The sequence below is a fragment of the Comamonas sp. CAH-2 genome (genome assembly GCF_009668305.1).
Classification (GTDB): domain Bacteria; phylum Pseudomonadota; class Gammaproteobacteria; order Burkholderiales; family Burkholderiaceae_C; genus Comamonas; species Comamonas aquatica.
Genome location: NZ_VSWF01000002.1, coordinates 118,272 through 141,582, shown reverse-complemented (window position 1 = coordinate 141,582; position 23,311 = coordinate 118,272). Strand labels below are relative to the sequence as shown.

Annotated in this window: 20 protein-coding genes and 1 tRNA gene; 15 read left to right on the top strand and 6 right to left on the bottom strand. The window is 64.5% G+C overall.

All coding sequences use genetic code 11. The features are described from left to right. The first annotated feature begins 33 nt into the window (after positions 1 to 33). The 9 genes from FYM52_RS02750 to FYM52_RS02710 all read left to right on the top strand — a co-directional run bounded on the left by FYM52_RS02750 (position 34) and on the right by FYM52_RS02710 (position 11,899). Positions 34 to 2,628 carry an AAA family ATPase gene (locus FYM52_RS02750; RefSeq protein WP_154163009.1) on the top strand — a complete coding sequence of 865 codons (2,595 nt, stop codon included), beginning with the start codon at positions 34 to 36 and terminating at the stop codon, positions 2,626 to 2,628. A 111-nt stretch (positions 2,629 to 2,739) separates the two neighbouring features. Continuing rightward, on the top strand, positions 2,740 to 2,940 hold the full coding sequence (locus tag FYM52_RS02745) for a hypothetical protein (RefSeq protein WP_154163008.1): 201 nt from the start codon (positions 2,740 to 2,742) through the stop codon (positions 2,938 to 2,940). 486 nt (positions 2,941 to 3,426) lie between these two features. Then, positions 3,427 to 6,501, top strand: a complete 3,075-nt coding sequence (locus FYM52_RS02740; protein ID WP_238826087.1) for a diguanylate cyclase — start codon at positions 3,427 to 3,429, stop codon at positions 6,499 to 6,501. Between the two features lie 216 nt (positions 6,502 to 6,717). Further along, positions 6,718 to 7,710: an ion transporter gene (locus FYM52_RS02735; RefSeq protein WP_154163007.1), complete on the top strand. Its 993-nt coding sequence runs from the start codon at positions 6,718 to 6,720 to the stop codon at positions 7,708 to 7,710. 84 nt (positions 7,711 to 7,794) lie between these two features. Next, complete coding sequence (locus FYM52_RS02730; protein WP_154163006.1) at positions 7,795 to 8,379, top strand: hypothetical protein; 585 nt, start codon at positions 7,795 to 7,797, stop codon at positions 8,377 to 8,379. Positions 8,380 to 8,704: 325 nt separating this feature from the next. Continuing rightward, entirely contained in the window at positions 8,705 to 9,751 is a 1,047-nt protein-coding gene (locus FYM52_RS02725; RefSeq protein WP_154163005.1) for a methionine ABC transporter ATP-binding protein, read from the top strand. 11 nt (positions 9,752 to 9,762) lie between these two features. After that, on the top strand, positions 9,763 to 10,428 hold the full coding sequence (locus FYM52_RS02720) for a methionine ABC transporter permease (protein WP_042419617.1): 666 nt from the start codon (positions 9,763 to 9,765) through the stop codon (positions 10,426 to 10,428). 298 nt (positions 10,429 to 10,726) lie between these two features. After that, positions 10,727 to 11,248: a cupin domain-containing protein gene (locus tag FYM52_RS02715; protein ID WP_154163004.1), complete on the top strand. Its 522-nt coding sequence runs from the start codon at positions 10,727 to 10,729 to the stop codon at positions 11,246 to 11,248. 312 nt (positions 11,249 to 11,560) lie between these two features. Beyond that, the gene (locus tag FYM52_RS02710; protein WP_045266931.1) at positions 11,561 to 11,899 is read left to right on the top strand and encodes a hypothetical protein; all 339 of its coding nucleotides are present in this window, start codon (positions 11,561 to 11,563) and stop codon (positions 11,897 to 11,899) included. A 185-nt stretch (positions 11,900 to 12,084) separates the two neighbouring features. On the opposite strand, the gene FYM52_RS02705 is transcribed toward FYM52_RS02710, so the two are convergent. The 5 genes from FYM52_RS02705 to FYM52_RS02685 all read right to left on the bottom strand — a co-directional run bounded on the left by FYM52_RS02705 (position 12,085) and on the right by FYM52_RS02685 (position 16,519). Next, positions 12,085 to 13,476, bottom strand: coding sequence for an APC family permease (locus FYM52_RS02705; RefSeq protein WP_238826086.1), 1,392 nt, complete (start codon positions 13,474 to 13,476; stop codon positions 12,085 to 12,087). Between the two features lie 523 nt (positions 13,477 to 13,999). Beyond that, entirely contained in the window at positions 14,000 to 14,791 is a 792-nt protein-coding gene (locus FYM52_RS02700; RefSeq protein WP_154163003.1) for a MetQ/NlpA family ABC transporter substrate-binding protein, read from the bottom strand. Positions 14,792 to 14,907: 116 nt separating this feature from the next. Next, positions 14,908 to 15,258, bottom strand: coding sequence for a single-stranded DNA-binding protein (locus tag FYM52_RS02695; protein ID WP_042420047.1), 351 nt, complete (start codon positions 15,256 to 15,258; stop codon positions 14,908 to 14,910). Between the two features lie 101 nt (positions 15,259 to 15,359). Next, positions 15,360 to 15,436 (bottom strand) — tRNA-Pro (locus FYM52_RS02690). A 174-nt stretch (positions 15,437 to 15,610) separates the two neighbouring features. Continuing rightward, positions 15,611 to 16,519, bottom strand: a complete 909-nt coding sequence (locus tag FYM52_RS02685) for a folate-binding protein YgfZ (protein WP_154163002.1) — start codon at positions 16,517 to 16,519, stop codon at positions 15,611 to 15,613. Between the two features lie 84 nt (positions 16,520 to 16,603). Here FYM52_RS02685 and mltG point away from each other — a divergent pair, with 84 nt between their 5' ends. The 6 genes from mltG (at position 16,604) to FYM52_RS02655 (ending at position 21,242) form a co-directional block, all read left to right on the top strand. Further along, positions 16,604 to 17,560: an endolytic transglycosylase MltG gene (gene mltG / locus FYM52_RS02680; protein WP_370513790.1), complete on the top strand. Its 957-nt coding sequence runs from the start codon at positions 16,604 to 16,606 to the stop codon at positions 17,558 to 17,560. A 74-nt stretch (positions 17,561 to 17,634) separates the two neighbouring features. Beyond that, positions 17,635 to 18,303 carry a dTMP kinase gene (gene tmk / locus FYM52_RS02675; protein WP_045266927.1) on the top strand — a complete coding sequence of 223 codons (669 nt, stop codon included), beginning with the start codon at positions 17,635 to 17,637 and terminating at the stop codon, positions 18,301 to 18,303. After that, a complete protein-coding gene (locus FYM52_RS02670; protein ID WP_239224484.1) occupies positions 18,300 to 19,307 on the top strand; it encodes a DNA polymerase III subunit delta' in 1,008 nt (335 codons plus the stop codon). The genes tmk and FYM52_RS02670 overlap by 4 nt, the downstream gene beginning before the upstream one ends. 19 nt (positions 19,308 to 19,326) lie before the next feature. Continuing rightward, positions 19,327 to 19,686 (top strand): PilZ domain-containing protein, encoded by a 360-nt coding sequence (locus FYM52_RS02665; RefSeq protein ID WP_043386360.1) that lies wholly within the window; start codon positions 19,327 to 19,329, stop codon positions 19,684 to 19,686. A 75-nt stretch (positions 19,687 to 19,761) separates the two neighbouring features. Further along, positions 19,762 to 20,571: a TatD family hydrolase gene (locus tag FYM52_RS02660; RefSeq protein WP_154163000.1), complete on the top strand. Its 810-nt coding sequence runs from the start codon at positions 19,762 to 19,764 to the stop codon at positions 20,569 to 20,571. Then, on the top strand, positions 20,568 to 21,242 hold the full coding sequence (locus FYM52_RS02655; RefSeq protein ID WP_154162999.1) for an ankyrin repeat domain-containing protein: 675 nt from the start codon (positions 20,568 to 20,570) through the stop codon (positions 21,240 to 21,242). The genes FYM52_RS02660 and FYM52_RS02655 overlap by 4 nt, the downstream gene beginning before the upstream one ends. Positions 21,243 to 21,429: 187 nt before the next feature. On the opposite strand, the gene msbA is transcribed toward FYM52_RS02655, so the two are convergent. Then, positions 21,430 to 23,202, bottom strand: coding sequence for a lipid A export permease/ATP-binding protein MsbA (gene msbA, locus FYM52_RS02650; RefSeq protein ID WP_154162998.1), 1,773 nt, complete (start codon positions 23,200 to 23,202; stop codon positions 21,430 to 21,432). Positions 23,203 to 23,311: the final 109 nt, after the last annotated feature.

The window sequence follows — 23,311 nt, the reverse complement described above, 5'->3', positions numbered from 1 at the left end:
TGACGAGCGAATCTTGATGACGAGGCCCCAACCGTGACTGTCCTCGATGAAATCCTGAATTGGTCGCGGGATCGACCCGCATGGCAGCGGGATGCCCTGCGGCGGCTTGTCGAGAAGGGGGAGCTTGCCGAGGGCGACATCGACGCCTTGACGGAAATTTGCAAGGCCGCTCATGGGTTAGCCGAGGCGCAAGGCGGCGTACCGCTGGATACAGAGCACCTCCCGAACAAAAATGCAGCGCAAGGCGCTGTCGCCCTTGAGTCCATCTTTCACCACGAGGGCGTCAATGCCCTCGCCCAGGACCAGACCCTAAAGTTCGGCCCTCGTCTTACCGTTGTCTATGGCGACAACGGGGCGGGCAAGACTGGTTACACCCGCATTCTTAAGACGGCTTGCCGGGCACGTGGCAGAGAGCAGATTCTTGGCAATGTCGTGGCTGGGGCGGCGCCACCCCGTCAAGTCGTCGCCATAAAGTACCGCGTTCAAGGCGAACCGGACGCGCGGGAATGGGCCGGTCAGGCAGACGACAACTTCATTGCGCGCGTGAGCGTCTTCGACACGCAGAGCGCATCGGTCTATCTCAAGGAAAAGACAGATGTTGCCTTCCGGCCCTTCGGCCTGGATCTCTTCGACAAGCTGGTTCAAGCAGCTAAAGCCGTTCGCATACGGCTCGAAGCAGAACAGCGGACGCTTGGCGCAAGCGCCATATCCAGCCTGCTCCCATTGGTGCCGGTGGGCACTGCTGTAGCGAAGCTCCTAAACGGCTTGAGCGTTCTCACAAGTACTGAGCGCGTCAAGACTCTCGCAACATTGACGGACGACGAGGCCGCCAAGCTCGCGTTGCTGGAGAAGTCTCTTCTGGATTTGCAGGCGGCTGACCCTGCGAAATTGCTCCAGCAGCTCAAGCTGCGCGGGTCGCGCCTCCAAGCCCTCGCCCAGCATGTCGGGCGTGTTGAAGCTGCGCTTTCTGGCGAGTCCGTGTCCGCCGTCTTCGATGCCCGAACGGCGTGGCAACGCAAGAAGGAAGAGGCTGATCGTCTGCGCGCAGCGACGTTTCCTGCCGGGCTTCTGCCGGGCACTGGCTCCGATGCTTGGAAGGCCCTGTGGCAAGCGGCAAGCCACTTCTCGCAGGAAACGGCATATCCCGGCCAACCGTTCCCGGTTGTTGATGAGGCCGCACAGTGTGTCCTGTGCCAGCAGGGCCTGGACCACGATGCAAGTCATAGGCTGGGGAAATTCGCTGCCTTTATCGCCTCCACGACGGAGCGCGAACTGCGCGACGCGCGCGAACTTCTTGAGCGGCAACGAAAGGCCATCGCTGCGCTCGTCGTGTGCCCTGAAGCTGTCCAAGACACCATCAAAGACCTCCGCATAGAAAATGAAGACCTCGCTGACCGAATCGATGCGGCGCTTGCCATCGCTGACTCGCGCCGCCAGGCCGTAACGGCGGCGTTGGAGGCGGATTCAGACTTGCCGGAGGACACTCCAGCACTCGTACCCGTCCTCGCTGACATCGCCACACTCTCGGCACAACTTGATGAGCGCGTGAAGGCGTTGAGCGGAGACGCTACTGCCGAGAAGCGAAAGCAACTCAATGCCGAGGTGGAAGAACTGCGTGCAAGAGTCCTACTCGCCAAGCATGAGGCTACTGTGTTGCAGGAGATCGACCGCAAGAAGCGGCTCGCTGCCTACGAGCAGTGCAAGAGCGACACCACCACGCAGGTCATCACAAGAAAGAGTAGTGAAGTGACGCGTGCTGTCGTCACGCAGAAGCTCAAGAACACCTTCCAGGAGGAATTGCAGGGCCTCGCGTTCCGGCATATTGAAGTCGAGTTGCAGGAAGCCGGTGGCGCGGAGGGCGTTCTCTATCACAAGCTGGCGTTAACGCGTGCGCCAGGTGTTGAGCTGCCGAAGGTTGTAAGCGAGGGTGAGCAGCGCTGCCTATCCATTGCTGCGTTTTTCGCCGAGCTGAGTACGGCTGATGACCCATCGGGGATTGTCTTTGACGATCCAGTGTCCTCACTCGACTACCGCTGGCGCGAAGGCGTGGCCCTCCGTCTAGTGGAAGCCGCCAAGACAAGGCAAGTCATCGTATTTACGCACGATGTCGTCTTTCTTCTCTGGCTGAAGCAATTTGCTGAGGAGCAGCAGGTCGAGCAACTTGACCAACACATCAGACAGCTTTCGGCAGGCGCGGGGGTCTGCGCCGAGGAGCTTCCGTGGGTTGCAATGCCCATCAAGAAGAAGATCGGGCACCTCAACAACGAGCATCAAGCCGCTGCCAAGCTGTCCCGTGATGGGCATCAAGACGCATACGAAAAAGAGGCAAAGAACATCTATGGCCTTTTGCGCGAGGCGTGGGAGCGCGCTCTTGAAGAAGTGCTCTTGTGCAAGATCGTCGAGCGGTATCGGCCTGGCGTACAGACCCAGCAGATTGCGAAACTTGCAGATGTCACCGAAGAGGACTGCCGACAGGTTGATGCGGCCATGACTAAGTGCTCCCGATGGCTGCGCGGTCACGACCAGGCCGCTGCCGCTCGCGCGCCGGTTCCGGGGCCGAACGAACTGAAGGCCGACATCGAAGCGCTCGAAAGCTGGGTGAAAGCCATCAACAAGCGCCGTGGTTGAGACGGACGACCTCGCCAAAGCCATGGCGCATTGATGGTAGAAGGTGAAGAATGGTTCAAACGCATGATTTGCCCTGGTCGTGGGCCAGGATGAACGTCAAGAGGAAAGAGCATGAAGAAGCTGCACCTGGACGACCAAACCGAGCCGTGTTTCATAACCGACGGACCGCCGTCCAGCGACCTGCCAATCCCTCCGTATCGAACGATGAACCTGCCGCAAATCCTTGCGAGCCTGCCCGATGACGAGTTGGCGAGGTGGCCTGGTGACATCGCCGATGTCGAGCGGGAGAAGCGGCGCCAGACCGGAGGTTGAGCACCATCCGACGGTGCTAGCACCAACTCCCTTGGCGCTGCATGGTACTTTTCATGGCATCAACCGATGATGATTCAATAACATATTGATATACAAGGATATTTTCTTCCAAATAACAATCGAGTGGGAATGATGCCTGCCCAGTGATGCAGGCCGCATGCATCCACCCAGCCCACCGTCCGGTGGGCTTTTTTTTGCCCCAAGCGGTGTGGCACACCAGGCCCTTGGTCTTGTGATGGACTTGGCGTATCAAGGCTTGGGAGTTCAGTAGCGTGGGGTGCTGCCACTGTCCATCAGATTCAAAACAATTGCCCAGGAGCAAACGCCGAGATTGGTTATTGAAAAAATCTTATGACAAGACGAGTACGATAGCTAAATGACTCAAAGACAGAAACTCTGCTGGTGAGTGTCGTGGCTTCCTGCGTCGGCAAGCGAGGCTTGTGGTGGTGGAGGCTGATTGGATAGTCTGTTCGTTCCGTGGTGCACATGCTGTTGCCCCCCCTGGGCCTGTCTCAATCTTCCGCCGCTTTTTCACGCTCCCGCGCGCGCACCGCTGTGGCCATCCTGGTGGGCGCCTGCGTGATGGTGTTTGCGGCCGCGGTGTACTGGGTGGCCTTGCTGAACAGCCACAGCTATCTGCGGTCATACACGCAGGATCAGGCATGGGTGCGGGTGACCCAAATGTCGCGGGCCATTGCCGCGCATGTGGGGTCCATGTTTTCCGGGCTGGACTACACCTTGCGCGATCTGGCCCGGGATTATGAGACGGGAGAGCGAAGCACCTTCTTGCGTGGGGTGCAGGCGCTGCAGACCACCTATCCTTCGGGCACGGTCGTGCAGGTGGCCGTAGCGGATGCACAGGGGCGGGTGGTGTATTCCAGCCTGAATACGTCGGAACAGCCGCCTGAAGTGGTCTCCATCGACGATCGCGAGCATTTCCAGGTGCACCTGAAGGCATCACCACCTTCCGGTATGTATATCGGGCCGCCAGTGCAGGGCCGGGTGTCTCAGCGTTGGAGCATCCAGCTCAGCCGCGCCCTGCACGATCGCCGAGGACAGTTCGCGGGGGTATTGGTGCTTTCGCTGTCGCCGCAGTTTCTGTCGCAGCAGCTGCAAAGCATTTACGACAACCCGCGCGATGTGATCTTGCTGCTGCGCGATGACGGCACCTACCTCGCGCGCTCGCAGCGCCAGGAAGAGGTGCTGGGGCGTCGAGTGTCCGCAGATCGGCAAGTGATGCTCAGTGCGGCAGCGGAGGTGCAAGGCAGCTATGGGCCGGTCACGGGGCCGGATGGCATCCAGCGCCTGTACGCCTGGAGCTGTGTCCATGACTACCCGATCCTGGTCAGCACCGGCCTGGACAGCCAAGCCGTCCATGATCCGCTGAACCAGGCGATTGCACAAAGCTTGTGGCGCAATGGTTTGGGGACGGCGCTGATCTTCCTGGGGGCGATGCTGACGGCTTGGTTGGCCTTTCTGCGCTGGCGCGAAGAGGGTCAGCGCTTGCAAAGCGAACAGCGCTTCGCACGGCTGTCCCAGGAGGTGCCTGGCGGCCTGTTCCAGTATGGCCTGGATGCACAGGGTAATGGCGTGCTGCTGTTCTCCAACCCCGGCTTTTATGCCGTGCACTGCATCGATGCCACGGCGGCGCACGGTGATTTGCAGGCCTTGGTGCGCAGGGTGCATCCAGCCGATGTGCGAGGTTTGAGGGCCTCGATCGCACAGGCCATCGAGGGGCGCAAGACCTGGGTGCACAAGTACCGCGTGGGCTGTCCCGATGGCGGGGTCCGCTGGCTTCATGGCCATGCACAGCCCCAGCCAGAACAGGATGGCTCCTTGCTGTGGCACGGCTACATTCTGGATGTGACCCAGGACGAGGCCTTGCAGAATGCCTTGCGCCAAAGCGAGGAGCGCCTGCGCCTGACGATTGGCGCGGTGCGCGATGGCCTGTGGCAATGGGATTGCGAGAAGGACACGGTGGTGTGGGATGCGCGTTGCTACGAAATCGTGGGGCGTCCCGATCAGTCGCTGGGGACCTTTGGACTCAGCGACTTTGTGGAGCAGTTGCATACTGCCGATCGTGTCAGGGTGTGCGCGCGGCTGGAGCAGCACCTGGCGGAGGGTGAGCCGTTTCGGGTGGAGATGCGCTTGCGCCAGCAGGATGGCGGCTGGCGCTGGGTGGAATCGCGAGGGGAGGTCACGTTGCGGGATCCACAGGGCCGCGCGTTGCACATGCTGGGCATGCACAGCGACATCCAGGAGCGCGTGGACCAGACGCACCTGGTCAGCGCCTTGCTGGACAGGGGCAGTGCGCTGGTGCTGGTGGCCAGCCATGAACGCCAGATGGTCTATGCCAACCAGCGGGCGGCGGAGTACTTCGGGCTGAACCCCCACCGACCGCCCGAGCCTCTGTCGTTCAGGGTGATGCATGGTTCGCAGGAGAGCTTTGAGCGCTTTGGTCCCCTGTACCAGCGGCTGAAGACCGAGGGCGTGGTGCGCGCTGAATGGGAGCTGCGCGGCGGCGATGGTCGCCTGTGCTGGTTCGACATGCAGGGAACGTTACTGGACCCCTCGGATCCCGAGGGCAATGTCATCTGGACCTTGTTCGATGTGGATGCGCGCCACTGCGCGGAGGCCGAATTGGCGCAGACCCGTTTGCGCATGGAGGCCGTCATTGATCGCTTCCCTTCCGGCATTCTGGTGAGCGACAGCAGGGGGCAGACGATCCTGGCGGCCAACGACATGCTGGTCTCCATGCTGGATGTGCCACTGTCGGTGTTGGACCTGGTGGGCCAGAATCTGCAGCGCCTGGTGGACCATCTGCCGGCCGCCGTGGCGGTGGTTTTCAACGCCGACGCGCAGGGCAGTGGGGGCCCGGATGGCGAGCCCGGCCGCATGCTGTACGCATTGCCCGGTGGCCGGCATCTGGAAGTCGACCGCTGGCCGCTGCGCAAGGACCAGCGCGACCTGGGCTGGTGCTGGGTGTTCCATGACGTGACGGACTACAAACAGCGCGAATCGCAGCTGGAAGCGCTGGCGACCTCCGATCCGTTGACTGGGGCGCGCAACCGCCGAGCCTTCCTGGCACAGATGGACATGAAGCTGGAGCGGCTGCGCCTGGGCATGGGGCGCTCGTTCGCCTTGATCATGCTGGATGTGGACCACTTCAAGCGCGTGAACGACACCTATGGCCACGCCGTGGGGGATGAGGTGCTCAAGCACCTGGTGGTGGCCGTCACCAAGGAGCTGCGCAAGGAGGACATGCTGGGGCGCCTGGGCGGGGAAGAGTTCGCCGTCTTGCTGGCGGGGCTGGACCAGGACGTGGCCCTCAAGCGTGCCGAAAGTCTGCGCCAAACCGTGGAGCGCCTGCGGGTCGAGGTGCCGGGGCAGGCGCCCATCCGTTTCACCGTCAGCCTGGGGGTGTGCGTGGTGGCGCACAGCGATGTGTCCGTGGCGCTGTGCCTGGAGCGTGCCGATGCCGCGATGTACCACGCCAAGCGCCATGGCCGCAACCGCGTGACCTGCTGGTCGCCGAGCCTGTCGGAGCTCGATGCCGCCTGAGGGCCGGGTGGGGCGATGTGTCCCTGCCTGGGGTCCTGCCACCGTTGGGTGGCAAGACGTGCGCAGGTGCGGGGCCTTTGGGGTCCGCCCGGGCGCAGCGGTTTTCTACAATACGGGCCAGCGGGGCTACGCCAAGTGGATGCACAGGCGTGGCCCTTTTTCTTGTGGTGCACTTGCCAGTCTTGCGGCCATGCCGTGGCTGGCCAACCTGTTTTCATGCGTTTGTTTGCTTCGATTTCCGAATTTTTCCGCGACAACTACCCTTCTGCCGACCGGCTGGGCGTGCCGGTGGCGCGCTGGCGGCAGAGCATCTACCGCACGGTGTTCGAGAGCAACACCGAGATGGGCAAGCGCTTCGAGCGCCGGCTGACCCTGGCCATCGTGCTGAGCCTGTGCGTGGTGATTGCGCACAGCATTCCGGCGATTGCGCAGGACTGGCGCATGTACTACCTGCTGCGGGGGCTGGAGTGGCTGTTCACCATCGGCTTCACGGTGGAATACGCGCTGCGCCTGATCTCGGTGCGCCGGCCCTGGCGCTATGCGCTGAGCTTTTACGGGCTGGTCGACCTGCTGTCCATCGTGCCCACCTACCTGGCCATCTTCTACCCGGAGGCGCACTTCCTGGCGGCGGTGCGGGCGCTGCGCCTGGTGCGCACCTTCCACATTTTCCCCATCTTCCGCAACTTCCTGAACGAGTACCTGATGCTGGGGCAGGCGCTGCGGGCCAGCGGGCGCAAGATTTTCGTCTTCCTGAGCGTGGTGGCCCTGATCGTCTTCGTGATGGGGGCGCTGATCTTCGTGATCGAGGGGCCGGAGCATGGCTTCACCAGCGTGCCCATGGGCATTTACTGGGCGATCTCGACCGTCACCACCGTGGGCTACGGCGATGTGACACCGTCCACGCCGCTGGGGCGGATCTTTGCCTCCATCATGATGCTGCTGGGCTGGGGCGTGCTGGCCGTGCCCACCGGCATTGTGGGGGCTGAGCTGTCGCGCAATGTGGGCACCAAGGCCAGCCTCAAGGGCGTGGACTGCGAGGCCTGCGGGCTGGAGCGGCACGAGGACGATTCGCGCTATTGCCGCCGTTGCGGCACGCGGCTGGTACTGCCGGGCAGTGCGCCGCGTTTCATGGGCGCGGCCGCGGCGGCCGCCCGGCCCAAGGATGACGCGGCAGCGTCTGGCGTGGACCGTGCCGAGGCACAAGCGTGAATGGGCAGGCGCGCTTCATGGCAACATGTGGTGTGGTTGCCGGCACAACTGCCGGCAGGCAAATTTTGAATTAAGAAGGTGCGTATGAAACAGTGGATGGGGGTGGCCTTGGGGGCCTTGGTGCTGGCCGGTTGTGCCAGCAGTGGCAAAGGCGGCACCGAGGCGGTGGTGCAGGTGCAGGAAGACAAGGCCACGCAGGTGAAAACCGTGGCCTTCGCCCCGCTGCCCATGGACTGTGGGCGCGTGGCGCACTGCCCGACGCTGGGCGTGCGCTGGAGCAGCACCACGCCGAACCGTGCCACCTTGCTGGTGGGCACCTGGGGCGGACAGGCCCAGATCGAGGCGATCGAGTTCAATGCACGGCCACATGCGCCGTTGCGGGTGCGCTCCAAGGCCAAGGATGCGTCGGGCCTGCCCGGCGTGACCGCCTTCGACGTGCCCATGGACACGCTGGAGCGCGTGGCGCTGGGCTCGGCCGCCTGGGTGCGGCTCACCACCACGGGCGCGGTGATCGAGGAGAACCTGTACACCGGCGAACGTTCCAGCCGCGCCGCCGATGCGCTCAAGCGCCTGATGTACGAAGCCTACAAGGGCACGGACAAGGAACTGTCCCTGGGCCTGATCGGTGTCTTCACCGACAAGCCCTACGAGCCCAATTACTACAAATAAGAGCAGCTGGCGCTGATGCTGTCTGTGTTTCAGGTGCCAACGCATCTGAAAAGTAGGAAGATCGCGCGCTGGCTGCATCGATTTGTGTAGCGCATCGCCGTGCCGACATGCGCTGGCGCCATGGTTTTCACCCTCGGCTTGCGCCTGGGCGGCCGCATTTCAGGCATCATTGCGGGTTAGCCCCAGGCTCGCCGATATAACCAATGCATCTTATTACTGGAGCATTGATTCTTTTGCTGTTTTATATCGGCACGTTACATTCCACCATTCCAATTTTTTCGGGCATGCCGCAGGCCATGAGCGGGCGCGTGCCGTGGCTGACTACATGATCGACATTCGGGATCTGACCCTGACTTACCAAGGCCCCAAGGGGCCTGTCGAAGCGCTCAAGCACATCAACCTGCACATCGAGCAGGGCGAAATCTTCGGCATCATCGGGCGCTCTGGCGCGGGCAAGAGCTCGCTGGTGCGCTGCATCAACCTGCTCAACCGTCCCACCTCGGGGCAGATGATTGTCGACGGCCGCGATTTGATGACGCTCGGCGATGCGCAGTTGCGCGCTGCGCGCCATGAAATCGGCATGGTGTTCCAGCACTTCAACCTGCTGTCCTCGCGCACCGTGTACGACAACGCCGCGCTGCCGCTGGAGTTGGCCGGCATGAGCAAGGCGCAGATCCAGGAACGCATCGACCCGCTGCTGGAGCTGGTGGGCCTGTCGCACCTGGCGGACCGCTACCCCGCGCAGATCTCCGGCGGCCAGAAGCAGCGCGTGGGCATTGCGCGCGCGCTGGCGTCCAACCCCAAGGTGCTGCTGTCGGACGAGGCCACCTCGGCCCTGGACCCCGAGACCACACGCTCCATCCTGGACCTGCTGCGCAAGGTCAACCGCGAACTCGGCGTGACCGTGGTGCTGATCACGCACCAGATGCAGGTGATCAAGCAGATTGCCGACCGCGTGGCCGTGATCGATGCCGGCGAAATCGCCGAGATGGGCTCGGTCATCGATGTGTTCACCCGTCCCCAGCAGGCCATCACCAAGAGCCTGATCGACGAGATCGTGCCCCAGGAGCTGCCCGACAGCGTGCTGGCGCGCGTGCAGTCTTTGGCTGCCAAGTTGCCTGCCGGGCAAAGCGGCAAGCTGCTGCGCCTGTCGTATGCCGGCGAGAGCGCCTACGAGCCCATCCTGTCGCACCTGATCCGCGAGCTGGGGTTGGACCTGTCCATCCTGCATGGTCAGATCGACGAGATCCAGGAGCAGACGTTCGGCTCGCTGGCGGTGTATGCCAGCGGCGATGCGGCCAGGATTGAATCGGCCATCGCCCACCTGCGTGACAGCGGTGTGGTGGTGCAGGTGGTGGAAGTGAAGGCGTAAGGGGCGAAGCGATGTTCGAGAATTTTTCGGAAATGATGATCGAGTTGTTCATCGACTCGTTCTGGGAGACGCTGATCATGGTCGGCATCTCGGGTCTGCTGGGCGGCCTGATCGGCATCCCGCTGGGCGTGTTCCTGCGCCTGACCGACAAGGGTGGGGTGCTGGAAAACGCCCCGCTGAACAACACCGTGGGCTGGATCGTCAACGCCATCCGCTCCACACCCTTCATCATCTTGCTGGTGGCCATCATCCCGTTCACACGCTTGGTGACCGGCTCGTCCATCGGCACCTGGGCGGCTGTGGTGCCGCTGACGATTGCCGCAGCGCCCTTCATCGCGCGCCTGGTCGAAACCTCGCTGCGTGAAGTGGACAACGGCCTGGTGGAAGCCGCCCAGTCCATGGGCGCCACCACCAGCCAGATCGTTTGGAAGGTGCTGCTGCCCGAGGCCCTGCCGGGCATCGTGGCCGGCCTGACTATCAGCTTCGTCAGCCTGACGGGTTACTCGGCCATGGCCGGGGCCATCGGCGGCGGCGGTCTGGGTGACCTGGGCATTCGCTACGGTTACCAACGCTTCCTGCCGGACATCATGCTGGCCGTGGTGATCCTGCTGATCTTCTTCGTGCAGGCCATCCAGAGCTTTGGTGACTGGATCGTGCGCCGCATCAGCCACAAGTAAGCCGCTGCTGTGCTACCACGAGCAAGCCGTGCCCTGTGCACGGCTTTTTTCATGGCGGGTGCAGCCTGCGGGGTGGGGGCTTCCAGTGGCCTGGTCACCGTTCGGCGCCCGGTCTTTGCGGACGCGCACAGCATAAGCATATGCGTGTTTACCCTGGGGTGGATTTGCGCTAATTTTGTGCGCACACCTGCTGCCAGGCGCAGCAGGGCACAAGCACCGGGGGCATGCACGGGCGCTGCAGAGCGCCAGCACCTCCTGTGTGATGGAGCGTGGGGGCCTGACTTCCCAAGGAAATGCCATGAACCGCCCGATATTGTCCGATCTTGAATTTGTTGCAGACCTGGGGGTGCAATGGTTGCGCCGCCCGGTGCCCACTACGCCTGGCCTGGCCGCATTGCTCGCCCAGGATGCGCTGAATGCCGAGGAACAGGCCGCGGTGGTGCAGGCCGTGGGTGCCAGCGTGGCCGATGCCTGTGCCACCCATGGCTACCACAGCATGGACCTGGTGGTGCTGCACCCGGCCACGCCGGGGCTGGAGGCCGCACTGCAGCGCTTTGACCAGCCCCACACCCATGCCGACGATGAGGTGCGCTACATCCTGGAAGGCGAGGGGATCTTCGGCTTTCTGGACGCGCAGGGCGAGGAGCGCGTGGTCTGCGTGCGGGCTGGCGACTACCTGCGCGTGCCTGAGGGGGTGGAGCACCGCTTCACACTGACCGCAGTACGCCGTATCAAGGCCCTGCGCCTGTTTACCGACACCGCCGGCTGGGCCGCGCACTACACCCGGCGGACCGTGGGCCCCCTGGTGACGAAGGCGTGAACCTGCCGTGGGGGCAGCGCGGGTGCACTGGGCACCGGCATGCGCCCCATCTGGCCCCATCCGCTGCCTCGTCAGTTTGATCAACGTGTGGGGATGCCCACCCCGGGTGCTGCATCGGCCAAACATGGGGTGCGTGAGGTGAAAGGGCGGCAGTGCGCCCGTGGCGGGTGCGCCACCAGCGCGCCAAAGCTGAGGGTCGTGCTGTGCTGGCTGACAGAGGCAGACCGTCTTGGCTTGCAGGCGGTGGTGGGGCAGGGGCGTACAACCGGGGTTGTGCATGGCATGTCTGCACGCCAGCCAGGAGGTGCCCCCATGAAAGACCATCCATCCCAGGGCGTCACGGCCCGTTCCACCGATCCGGATCTGCTGGAGCAGGCCCGCCCAGGCTGCGGTGTGCCATCGCAGGACCCGGACCCTGCGGCCCAGGTGGGCCTGGATGACGCCGAGATGGCGCGCGAGGTGCGTTCGGCACTGACCGGGGGCGGCATGATCGCCGGGGCCGTGCTGGGCTGCGCCCTGGGCGCGTTGATGGCCGGCGGGGTGGGCGTGGTGCTGGGCGGGGTGGCGGGCAGCGTGCTGGGCGCACTCAGTGCCATGGCCGCGGGGGTGCGCGTGCAGCAGGAAGGCGACCACGTGTTTCTGCACTACTGAGTCGTGGCTTGGGCGTGGCTGGTGCCGCAGGGCGGCGGCAAGGCAAGGCCACACCAGCCGCGACTGCTGACTGCGGCCTGGGCCCGTGCGGGCGCAGGCAAAAAAAGCCCGGGTCTTGCCCGGGCTGTGAATACCTATGACCGTGTACCGCACATGCCGTCAGCCGTATGCGCGGCGGGGCTGGCTCAGAGCTTTTCCTCGTGCAGCTGGGGGGCCGCCTTGCGGAAGCCCTTGGTCAGCCAGGCCAGGTAGATGATGCCCACGGCGGCCCAGCTGATGCCGGCCTTGAGCGAGGTGTCTTCCACCTCCAGCCACAGCGCGCCGATGGAGATGAAGCCCAGCAGCGGCACGACGAAGAAGTTCAGGATGTCCTTGGGCGTCTTCAGGCGGCCGTCGCGGAAGCCGTAGCTGCAGATCACCGACAGGTTCACGAAGCTGAAGGCCGTCAGTGCGCCAAAGCTGATCAGCGCCACCACGAACTCCAGGCTCAGGAAGCCGGCGGTCAGGCAGATCACGCCTGCCAGCCAGATGTTGAAGGCGGGGGTGAAGCTCTTGGGGCTGATGAAGCCAAAGTACTTCTTGGGCAGCACGCCGTCGCGGCCCATCACGTACATCAGGCGCGACACGCCGGCGTGGGCGGAAATGCCCGAGGCCATCACGGTCACGATGGCGAAGCTCAGCACCACGGACTGGAAGAAGGCGCCGCCGACCAGCAGCAGGATTTCAGGCTGGGTTTCGTCGACCAGCTCGAAGTACTGTTCCGGGTTGCCGGGGAAGTACAGCTGCATGAAGTAGGTGGCGGCCACGAAGATCACGCCCGAGATCAGTGCGGTCAGGAAGATGGCGCGCGGCAGGGTCTTCTTCACGTCCTTGGTCTCTTCGGCCAGCGAGCTCAGCGAGTCGAAGCCGGTGAACGAGAAGCACAGGATGGTGGCGCCGGTGATCAGGGCGCCGATTTCGGTGCTGGCGCTCCAGAAGGGGTTGAAACTCCACAGTGCGTCGTGGCCGTGCTGGGCAATGTCGCCCAGGGCGTTCTGGCCGGCGGACAGCTTCTGGTAGATCAGCACGGTGAAGAAGCCGATGATCAGCACCTGCAGCAGCACGATCAGGCTGTTGAAGTTGGCGACGAAGCGCACGCCGCGCAGGTTCACGCCCACCATGATCAGCGACAGGCTGATGATCCAGACCCAGTGGTTGACGTTGGGGAAGAGCTCGGTGAGGTAGATGTTTGCCAGCAGGATGTTGACCATGGGGGACAACAGGTAGTCCAGCAAGGAGGACCAGCCCACCATGAAGCCCGCGTTCGGGTGGATGGACTTTTGCACATAGGTGTACGCAGACCCCGAGGAGGGGTACTTGCGGATCATGTGACCGTAGCTGAGCGAGGTCAGCAGCACGGCGATCAACGCAATCATGTAAGACGTGGGCACGTGCTGCAGGCTGTCTCGCGACACCATGCCGAACGTATCCAGCAGCGTCATGGGCTGGATGTAGGCCAGGCCGATGATGATGACTTGCCACAGGACAAGTGTCTTTTGGAGTTTGGCGACTCCATGCGAATCATGATGGGTGGTCAATTTATCTACCTCTACAGGAAATCAAGGGGTGGTGAACTCGGGCGGCTTGGCCTGGGGACGTGCAGGCCGCTGGGTCAGCAGCAGCGCGTGGTTGGAAAAACGGTGTGGACTGTCATCGGGCATAAAAAATGGGCCTCTGCGGGCCGGTTTGCTTCGTCAAGATCGGGATGCCGATGCGCCATCGTGCGATGACGCAGTGAAATCACGATGTAAAAGCCCCGCTATGTGGGGCATAGCGGGGCCGTGGGGCCACCTGGCGCCCGCCGCCAGGGCGTGGGCAAGGGTGACGGGGGCGCATTCTAGCACCCCGGGTTACATTCGTAACGTGGCGGCTGGGGCGGTGTTGTCTGGGCCGGGTTGGCTAATTTGATAGCGGTTGGCGCCTGCGTTTGCTGCAAGTTGCACCGCAAAGGGGCTGAAATCCAGGTATGGCAAGCGCTGCAAGCTATGGAATTTGCTGCACCCCACATGAAAAAACCCCTGACCAAGGCCAGGGGCTGGAGGGCGGCAGTGGGGCGCAGGACTAGAAGCCCAGCAGCACCGAGCCCTGGAATTGCTTTTCCACAAATTCGCGGGTCGACGGCGACTGGTAGGCCTTCACCAGCTTGCTGGCCCAGGCCTGCTTTTCGTCGCCGGCGCGCACGACCAGGATGTTGACGTAGGGGCCATCGGCACGCTCCAGTGCGATCGCGTCCTTCTTGGGGTTCAGGCCTGCCGACATGGCGAAGTTGGTGTTGATCGCCGAGGCGTCCAGGTCATCCAGCGAACGCGGCAGCTGGGCGGCGTCCAGTTCCACGAAGCGCAGCTTCTTGGGGTTCTCGATCACGTCCAGTGGTGTGGCCTTCAGACCGGCGTTGGGCTTGAGCTTGATCAGGCCCTGGTCCTGCAGCAGCAGCAGCACGCGGCCGCCGTTGGTGGGATCGTTGGGGATGCCGAACTTGGCGCCGGTCTTGAGTTCGTCCAGCTTCTTGACCTTCTTGGAGTACAGGCCGATGGGGAAGTTGACGGTGTTGGCCAGCTTCACCAGCTTGTAGCCGCGGTCCTTGACCTGGGCATCCAGGTAGGGGCTGTGCTGGTAGCTGTTGGCCTGCAGGTCGCCTGCGGCCAGGGCGGCATTCGGCTGCACGTAGTCGCTGAATTCGACGATCTGGATCTTCAGGCCGTCTTTCTCGGCGACCTGCTTGACGTGCTCCATGATCTGGGCGTGGGGGCCGGCGGTGACGCCCACCTTGATGGCGTCCTGGGCGTGCACGCTGAAGGCACCGGCAGTTGCAACCGCCAGTGCAGCTTGGATAAATAGGCGTTTGTTCACCATCTCACACTCTCAAAGAATTGATGCAGCACTGTAATATGGCATCCATATTCTTTGTGAGAATTAATTATTATTTTTATATGACTTTTTGAGATGACAGGCATCGCCCGGTGGGTACATCAGCCCTGGTAATCCGGCGTGGCGGGGCGGGGCAAGGCCATCACCCGGTAGGCCACCACGTCCAGGGCGGGGTAGCTGATGTCCTGGCGGTCGGTCCAGACCTTGGGGGTCAGGGGGCCGACCAGCGACACCACATCGCCTTCCTGCAACTCGCGCAGCTGGTTGCAGGGCACGGGGTCGAACGCCACCACGTTCACGAACAGGCTGCTGGGGCCGTCACCCGTGTTGGCGCGCAGGCCGCCGTCGCCCACGGTGGCACGCATGCGCGCCACCATGAAGGTCTTGCCAAAGCGGTCGGTGCGTTCGCTGGGGTCGGTGGTCAGGCGTCCGGTAATCAAACCTTCGATCATTTTTTTGCTCGGTCGATGCCCAGGTGCTGGGCGAAAAATAGAAATGAATTCGGCATCAAAAAAGGGCTAACAGCATGCTGTTAGCCCTTTTCCTATATCAATGGTCGGCGTGGCGGGATTCGAACTCGCGACCCCTTGCACCCCATGCAAGTGCGCTACCAGGCTGCGCTACACGCCGACAAGACTTAGATTATATGCTGAAAAAACCGGGTTCCTGAGAATTTGGATTTTTTCGCATGCTGGCCAACGGCCAGAAGCCCAGTTCCTCAGCGCGAACACTGCGGAGCTTGGACACAGGCCAAGCGAGAATTTTAGTCCACTTGCACCCGCGTGCCGTACGCGGAATTGCGTATCAGATGTCGTCCAGCAGAGCGTAGGGCAGGGCTTGCAGCTGCAGGGCCTCGCCGCTGGCGCTGCCTGCGGTCAGGGCTTCGCCGGCGGCGCTGATCTGCATGCTGACGATGGCGGCCCAGCCACCGTCCGGGCGCGGGGCGGCCTGCACCACAGTGCCTGTGGCTTGCTCGGCATCGCTGGCCGCAAACACTTCGGCGCCGGCCGACAGAGGGCCGGCGGCATGCACGATGAAGGCGCGGCGCTTGAGCGTGCCGCGGAACTGGCTGCGCGCCACCACTTCCTGGCCGGGGTAGCAGCCCTTTTTGAAGTTCACGCCGCCGACGGACTCATAGTTCAGCATCTGGGGCACGAACTGCTCGAACACCGGCTGCGAGACGGTGGCCACGCCGCTGGCCACTTCGCTCCACAGCCAGGCCTCGGCGTTCAGCGCCGCCCCGGTGGGGACCGGGGTGGCCACCGGTGCCACCCACAGCGCGCGGGGTTGCTGGGCGGCGGGATACAGCTGCACGATGTGGGCGCCGTCGGCCGTGGTCTGCAGGCTCCAGGGCGCCTGCAGGCTGCCCGGTACGGCATCGCCGGCCAGACCCAGCAGCTGGAAGTCGGCGCTGGCATCGCTCAATTTCGCCTTGGCGCGCAGCACGAACATGGACAGGCGCTTGAGGGTCGGCGCCAGCAGGTCGCGGCTGCAGACCAGCAGGATGTCGTCCGCCGCGCGCTTGAAGCCGATGAAGCTGGCCTGCATGCGGCCCTTGGCCGAGCAGAAGGCGGCCAGGCGCGCATGCTGCAGATCCAGCAGCGCAAAGTCATTGGTCAGTTGGTTGTGCAGAAACTGGGCAGCGTCTTCACCCTGTACGCGGATGATGCCGAGGTGCGAAATGGGGGCTATGCCTTGAAGAGTCTGGGTCATGGGTGAATTATGATCCCCGATCTTTTTCATGGGACGCAAAAGGTTGTGCGACGCTTACTCATAGTGCTGTTGTTTTTGGCCGGTATGGCGGCGGTGGTGGCCGGTGCGGCAGCTTGGTGGCTGGGGCAGCCCCTGCGCATGGCCAGCCAGAGCATCGAGCTCGAGGTGGAGCCCGGCACCACGCCGCGCGGCGTGGCGCAGGCGGTGGTCCGCGCCGGTGTGCAGACCGATGCACGCCTGCTCTATTACTGGTTCCGCCTGTCGCAGCAGGATCGCCAGATCCGCGCCGGCAACTACGAAATCACCGCCGGGACCACGCCGCGTAGCCTGCTGCAGAAGCTGGTGCGCGGCGAGGAAAGCTTGCGCGCCATCACCTTTGTAGAGGGTTGGACCTTCCGCCAGATGCGCGCGGCGATCGCCCAGGATGAATTCCTCAAGCACGACACCGCGCAGATGAGCGAGGCCGAGATCATGGCCGCGCTGGAGCGACCGGGCGTGGCTGCCGAAGGGCGCTTCTTCCCCGACACCTACACCTACGCCCGGGGCAGCAGCGAGCTGGCGGTGCTGCGCCGCGCCCTGCGCTCCATGGAGCGCCACCTGGAACAGGCCTGGGAGCAGCGCACGCCCGACACCCCGCTGAAGAGCGTGGACGAGGCGCTGATCCTGGCCAGCATCGTGGAAAAGGAAACCGGTCGCGCCAGCGACCGCGGGTTGGTGGCCGGCGTGTTCACCAACCGCCTGCGCATCGGCATGCGGCTGCAGACCGACCCCACGGTGATCTATGGCCTGGGCGAGGCGTTCGATGGCAACCTGCGTCGCCGTGACCTGCAGGCCGACACGCCCTGGAACACCTATACCCGTGCCGGCCTGCCGCCCACGCCGATTGCCATGCCGGGTAAGGCCTCGCTGATGGCCGCCGTGCGGCCCGAGCCCACCAAGGCCTTCTATTTCGTGGCGCGTGGTGACGGCAGCAGCCATTTCAGCCCGACGCTGGACGAGCACAACCGTGCCGTCAACCGCTACATCCGCGGCACCCCCTAAACTGTGGCGTGCCGCTGTGCGGTGGGGCCCGTGCTGGGCCGCCGCACCCTTTTGATCTGTATTGAGACCTTGTTGTGACCCTCGCTGCACCTTCCGGACTTTTCATCACTTTTGAAGGCATCGACGGCGCCGGCAAGTCTTCGCACATCGACGCGCTGGCCCAGGCCTTCCGCCAGGCCGGGCGCACGGTGACCCTGACGCGCGAGCCCGGTGGCACGCCGCTGGCGGAAAAGCTGCGCCAGTTGCTGCTGCACGATGCCATGGACCCGCTGACCGAGGCCCTGGTGGTGTTTGCCGCCCGCCGTGACCACCTGGTCCAGGTGATCGAGCCCGCGCTGGCGCGCGGCGAGGTGGTCATCAGCGACCGTTTCACCGATGCCACCTTCGCCTATCAGGGTGCAGGGCGGGGCTTCGACTGGCAAAAGCTCCTGGTTTTGGAGCGCATGGCGCAGACGGGGTGCGGGCTGGAGGCCAGTTTGATGCGTGAACCCGATCTGACCATCTGGTTCGACCTGCCCGCCGCTGTGGCGGCCGAGCGTCTGGCCACCGCGCGCGTGCCCGACCGTTTTGAAGCCCAGCCCCAGGCGTTCTTTGCCGCGGTGGCGGATGGCTATGCCCGCCGCTGTGCCCAGGCCCCGGGGCGGTTTGCGCGCATCGACGCGCACCAGAGCCGCGAGGCCGTGTGGCAGCAGGTGACCGCGGTGCTGCAGGCGCGCGGCTGGCTGGCGGGAGGTGCTGCGTGAGCGACGCCGTCACCCCCCTGGCCCCCTGGCTGCAGGCGCAGCACCAATCCCTGATGGCCCAGCGCGGCCACGCCTGGCTGCTGCAGGGCCCTTCGGGCATGGGGCAGTTCGAGCTGGGCATGGCCCTGGTGCGGGCCTGGCTGTGCGAGCAGCCCGGCGCGCACGGGGCCTGCGGCCACTGCGCCAGCTGCCACAGCATTGATGTGCACGCCCATGCCGACCTGTGCGTGCTGATGCCCGAGGCCGACATGCTGGCGCGTGGCTGGCCGCTGAGCGAAAAGGCCCAGGCCGAGATCGACGACAAGAAGCGCAAGCCCAGCAAGGAAATACGTGTCGACGCCATGCGCGATGCGGTGGAGTTCACGCAGCGCACCAGCGCACGTGGCCGTGGCAAGGCGGTGCTGGTCTACCCGGCCGAGCAGATGAACGCCATCACGGCCAATGCCTTGCTCAAGACGCTGGAGGAGCCCCCGGGGGATGTGCGCTTCGTGCTGGCCACAGAAGCCGCGCACCAGTTGCTGCCCACCATCCGCAGCCGCTGCCTGACCCACACCATGCTGTGGCCGCACGAGGCGCAGATGCTGCAGTGGCTGCAGGCCCAGGGCCTGGCCGAGGGGCCGGCCCAGACCTGGCTGCGTGCCGCCGGCGGCCGCCCGCTGGATGCGTTGGCCATGGCCCAGGCGGGCAAGGGGCTGGAGCTGTTCCAGCGCCTGCCCAAGGCCGTGGCGGCCGGCGACGCAGCCATTTTTGCGGACATGAGCCAGCCCGATGTGGTGCAGTGGCTGCAAAAGCTCTGCCACGACCTGATGTGCGTGGCCCAGGGGGCGGCCCCGCGCTACTTTGCCGCGCAGGACCTGCCGGCGCCGCCATCGGCCATGATCCTGGCGCGCTGGGCCAAGTCCCTGGCCCAGGAGGCGCGCACCGCCGAGCACCCGTTCAACGCCGGTTTGATGACCGAGGCGCTTGTCGCCCAGGCCCGCACGGTTCTACACTCCAAGGCCTGACGCCACTTATTTCAGCCATATGAGCATGCAGCCATCACCACCCCGTCCCAGTGTGTTGCAACTGGCCCTCAAGGAGAAAGGGGCTTTGTACGCGGCCTACATCTCCTTGTTTGCTGAAGGCGGTATCTTCGTCGCCACGCCGCGGGAGTTCCGCCTGGGGGACGATGTCTATGTGCTGCTGACCCTGCCCGAAGACCCCCAGCGCTACCCGATTGCCGGCAAGGTCGGCTGGGTGACGCCCGCGGGCGCCGGCGGCAACCGCACGCAAGGCATTGGCGTACGCTTCCCCAAGGACGACAAGTCGGCCCAGCTCAAGGTCAAGATCGAGCAGATGCTGGGCACGGCGATTGCTTCGGACCGACCCACGCAGACCCTGTAAGGCCGCACCGCTTTTTCTGCCATGCCGGCTGGGGCGTGCCCCGGTCGGCATTGTTTTTTGTACGATAGCCCGCTGATGTTTACCGATTCCCACTGCCACCTGAATTTTCCGGAACTGTCGGCCCAACTGCCGACCCTCCTGGAGGCCATGTCCGCCGCCCAGGTGACGCGCGCGCTGTGCATTTCCTGCACCATGGAAGAGTTTCCCGATGTGCATGCGCTGGCGCTGGCCCATGGCAATCTGTGGTGCACCGTGGGTGTGCACCCCGACACCGAGCACATGACCGAGCCCAGCGTGCAGGACCTGGTCGAGCGGGCCGCGCTGCCGCGCGTGGTGGGCATTGGCGAGACCGGCCTGGACTACTACGGCATGGAAGACCGCAAGGGCGGGCGCACGATCGCCGACATGGAGTGGCAGCGCGCGCGGTTCCGCACCCACATCCGTGCGGCCCAGCAGTGCCGCAAGCCCCTGGTGATCCACACCCGTGCGGCGCAGGAGGACACGCTGCGCATCCTGCGCGAAGAGGGCGAGGACGGCCGCGCAGGCAGTGCCGGTGGGGTGTTCCATTGCTTCACCGAAAGCCTGGAGGTGGCCAAGGCCGCGCTGGACCTGGGCTTTTACATTTCGCTGTCGGGCATCGTCACCTTCAAGAGCGCGCAGTACCTGCGCGATGTGGCGGCCTATGTCCCGGCCGAGCGTTTGCTGATCGAAACCGACAGCCCTTACCTGGCGCCTGTGCCCTTCCGGGGCAAGACCAACACCCCGGCGCTGATGCCGTATGTGGCCCAGCAGGTGGCGCAGGTGCGGGGTCTGCGTGTGGAGGAGGTGGCCCAGATGACCAGTGACAACTTTGACCGCCTGTTCACGGGCGTGGTGGGCGGATGAAGCGCCGCGCCCTGTTGCAAGCCGCCGGCGCCAGTGCGCTGGTGTGGGCCTGGCCCGCGCAGGCCAGCTTGGCTGCGGATTTCGAGACCGCCATCATCCGCGACGACTTTGTGCGCGTGCGCGAGCTGCTGCAGCGCGGGCTGGACCCGAACACGCGGGACAGCCATGGTAACCCCGGGGTGGTGCGCGCCATGCGCAACGATTCCTGGCGCGTGGCGCAGGTGCTGCTGCAGGCGCCCGGCCTGCGGGTCAACGATGCCAATCCGCAGGGCGAGACCCCGCTGATGCTGGCCTGCATCAAGGGCCAGCTGGATCTGGTGCGCGAACTGCTGTCGCTGGGCGCGCGCATCAACCAGCCCGGTTGGACACCGCTGCACTACGCCGCCAGCGCCGACGCGCCGCACAGCCTGGCGATTGCGCAGCTGCTGCTGGACGAGCACGCTTACATCGATGCTGAGTCGCCCAATGGCAGCACGCCGCTGATGCTGGCGGCGCAATATGGCTCCCAGGCCATGGTGGAGCTGCTGCTGAATGCCGGTGCCGACGTGCAGCTGCGCAACCAGCTGGGCCTGACGGCGGTGGACTTTGCACGCCGCTCGGACCGCGACTACATGGTGCGCATCCTGCAGACCGCTTACGACGCCACGCGCCGCTCCAAGGCCACGTGGTAGTTGGATGCAGCAATAAAAAGAGCGCTTGACGCTTGCTTCACCTGGGTTTTCAATGGTTTTGGCATTGAACCTCAGGCTGGACAAGCGCCAGGCGCTCTTTTTTTTGTGCAGCCTTTGGGCGGTGAACCGCGCCCTGCAGCGCGGGCGCAGAGGGCATGGCCCGTGCTGGGCGGCGTTGCCTGCGGGCTCAGTGGCCCGTCACATGCGCCTGCAGGCGGGCGTACAGTCCGTTGAGCGCCAGCAGTTCGGCGTGCGTGCCCTGTTCGGCAATCCGGCCGCGCTCCATCACCACCACGCGGTCGGCGTGCTCGATGGTGGACAGGCGGTGGGCAATCACCAGGGTGGTGCGGCCCTGCATCAGGGTCTGCAGGGCTTGCTGCACCAGGCGCTCGGATTCGGTGTCCAGCGCCGAGGTGGCCTCGTCCAGGATCAGCACCGGCGCGTCCTTGTACAGCGCGCGGGCGATGGCCAGGCGCTGGCGCTGGCCGCCGGACAGTTGGGTGGCGTTGTGGCCCACTTCGGTGTGGATGCCCTGGGGCATCTGGCGCACGTGCTCGGCCAGGTTGGCGGCTTCCAAACAGGACCAGACGCGGGCCTCGTCCACGTCGGCGCCCAGGGCCACGTTGGCGGCGACGCTGTCGTTGAACATCACCACATCCTGGCTGACCATGGCGAACTGCTGGCGCAGGTAGTGCAGGTCCCAGTCCGGCAGGGCCACGCCATCCATCAGCACCTCGCCGGCTGTGGGGTCCAGAAAGCGGGGTAGTAGATTGACCAGGGTGGTCTTGCCGGCGCCGGACGGGCCGACCAGGGCCACCACTTCGCCAGGCTGCACCTGCAGGCTGACCTGTTGCAGGGCGGGGGCCTTGTCATCGCCAAAGGACACGCTGATGTCCCGCAGGGTGATGGCGCCACGCACCTCGGCAGGGCGCTGCGTGCCGCTGGGCTCGGCGCTGCTGTCTTCCATCAGGGCCAGGCCCCGCTCCAGGGCCGCCACGCCGCGCGTGATGGGGTTGGCCACGTCGGCCATGCGGCGCAGCGGGGCGATCAGCATCAGCATGGCGCTGATGAAGGCCACGAAGCTGCCCACGCTCACGTTCTCGCTGCGGCCCTGCCACAGGGCGATGCAGATCACCGCCGACAGGGCGATGGCCGCCATCAGCTGGGTGGTGGGCGTCATCGCGGCGGAGGCGATCGTGGACTTGATGTTGAGCTTGCGCAGCTCGCGGCTCAGGCCCACAAAGCGCTGGGCCTGGGCCTGCTGGGCGCCGTGCAGGCGCACCATGCGGTGGGCCAGCACGTTTTCCTCGACCACATAGGCCAGGGCGTCGGTGGCCTGCTGGCTGCTCTTGGTGATGCGGTACAGGCGCTTGGACAGCGTTTTCATGATCCAGCCCACGGCGGGCACGATGAAGGCCACGGCCAGGGTCAGCTGCCAGTTCAGGTACAGCAGATAGCCCAGCAGCGCCACCAGGGTGAAGCCGTCGCGCGAGATGGCCAAAAAGGCCTGGACCAGCTGCGTGGCACCGGTCTGCACCTCGTACACCACGGTGTTAGACAGCGCACTGGCCGATTGCTTGGCAAACAGGTCCATCTGCGCGACCTGGATGCGGGTGAACAGGTCTTTGCGCAGGCGCAGCATGCCTTCGTTGGCGATCCGCGAGAGGGCATACTGGCCCGCGAACTGCGCCACGCCACGCACCAGGAACAGCCCGATAATGAATAAGGGCACCATCCACAGATTGAGCGTGCCTTGGGTGAAGCCGCTGTCTAGCAAGGGCTGCAAGAGCGCCGGAATCAGGGGTTCCGTGGCAGCGCCCACCAGCGTGGCCAGGATGGCAATCCCCCAGGCCATGCGCTGCTGACCAAAATAGGGCGCCACCCGCACGAGCCGCTGGCGCAGGGTCAGGTCGCTGGTGGCGGGGGCCGCCATGCGAATGTTTTTGTCGGTGTTTTGCATGTGGGCCAGGATTCTACGTGCCCGCTGTACCCACCCTCTTAAACACATTGACACAGCGACTATGTGTCCAGACCCGCACAAGTGTGTGTAACATCCTAGGGAGCACCCG

Coding starts and splice junctions, on each gene's coding strand:
- FYM52_RS02685 (WP_154163002.1), bottom strand. CDS start 16,519: ATGACCCAGACTCTTCAAGGCATAGCCCCCATTTCGCACCTCGGCATC.
- FYM52_RS02740 (WP_238826087.1), top strand. CDS start 3,427: ATGCTGTTGCCCCCCCTGGGCCTGTCTCAATCTTCCGCCGCTTTTTCA.
- FYM52_RS02730 (WP_154163006.1), top strand. CDS start 7,795: ATGAAACAGTGGATGGGGGTGGCCTTGGGGGCCTTGGTGCTGGCCGGT.
- mltG (WP_370513790.1), top strand. CDS start 16,604: ATGGCGGCGGTGGTGGCCGGTGCGGCAGCTTGGTGGCTGGGGCAGCCC.
- FYM52_RS02700 (WP_154163003.1), bottom strand. CDS start 14,791: ATGGTGAACAAACGCCTATTTATCCAAGCTGCACTGGCGGTTGCAACT.
- FYM52_RS02660 (WP_154163000.1), top strand. CDS start 19,762: ATGTTTACCGATTCCCACTGCCACCTGAATTTTCCGGAACTGTCGGCC.
- FYM52_RS02695 (WP_042420047.1), bottom strand. CDS start 15,258: ATGATCGAAGGTTTGATTACCGGACGCCTGACCACCGACCCCAGCGAA.
- FYM52_RS02725 (WP_154163005.1), top strand. CDS start 8,705: ATGATCGACATTCGGGATCTGACCCTGACTTACCAAGGCCCCAAGGGG.
- FYM52_RS02715 (WP_154163004.1), top strand. CDS start 10,727: ATGAACCGCCCGATATTGTCCGATCTTGAATTTGTTGCAGACCTGGGG.
- FYM52_RS02665 (WP_043386360.1), top strand. CDS start 19,327: ATGAGCATGCAGCCATCACCACCCCGTCCCAGTGTGTTGCAACTGGCC.
- msbA (WP_154162998.1), bottom strand. CDS start 23,202: ATGCAAAACACCGACAAAAACATTCGCATGGCGGCCCCCGCCACCAGC.
- FYM52_RS02720 (WP_042419617.1), top strand. CDS start 9,763: ATGTTCGAGAATTTTTCGGAAATGATGATCGAGTTGTTCATCGACTCG.
- FYM52_RS02745 (WP_154163008.1), top strand. CDS start 2,740: ATGAAGAAGCTGCACCTGGACGACCAAACCGAGCCGTGTTTCATAACC.
- FYM52_RS02710 (WP_045266931.1), top strand. CDS start 11,561: ATGAAAGACCATCCATCCCAGGGCGTCACGGCCCGTTCCACCGATCCG.
- FYM52_RS02735 (WP_154163007.1), top strand. CDS start 6,718: ATGCGTTTGTTTGCTTCGATTTCCGAATTTTTCCGCGACAACTACCCT.
- FYM52_RS02655 (WP_154162999.1), top strand. CDS start 20,568: ATGAAGCGCCGCGCCCTGTTGCAAGCCGCCGGCGCCAGTGCGCTGGTG.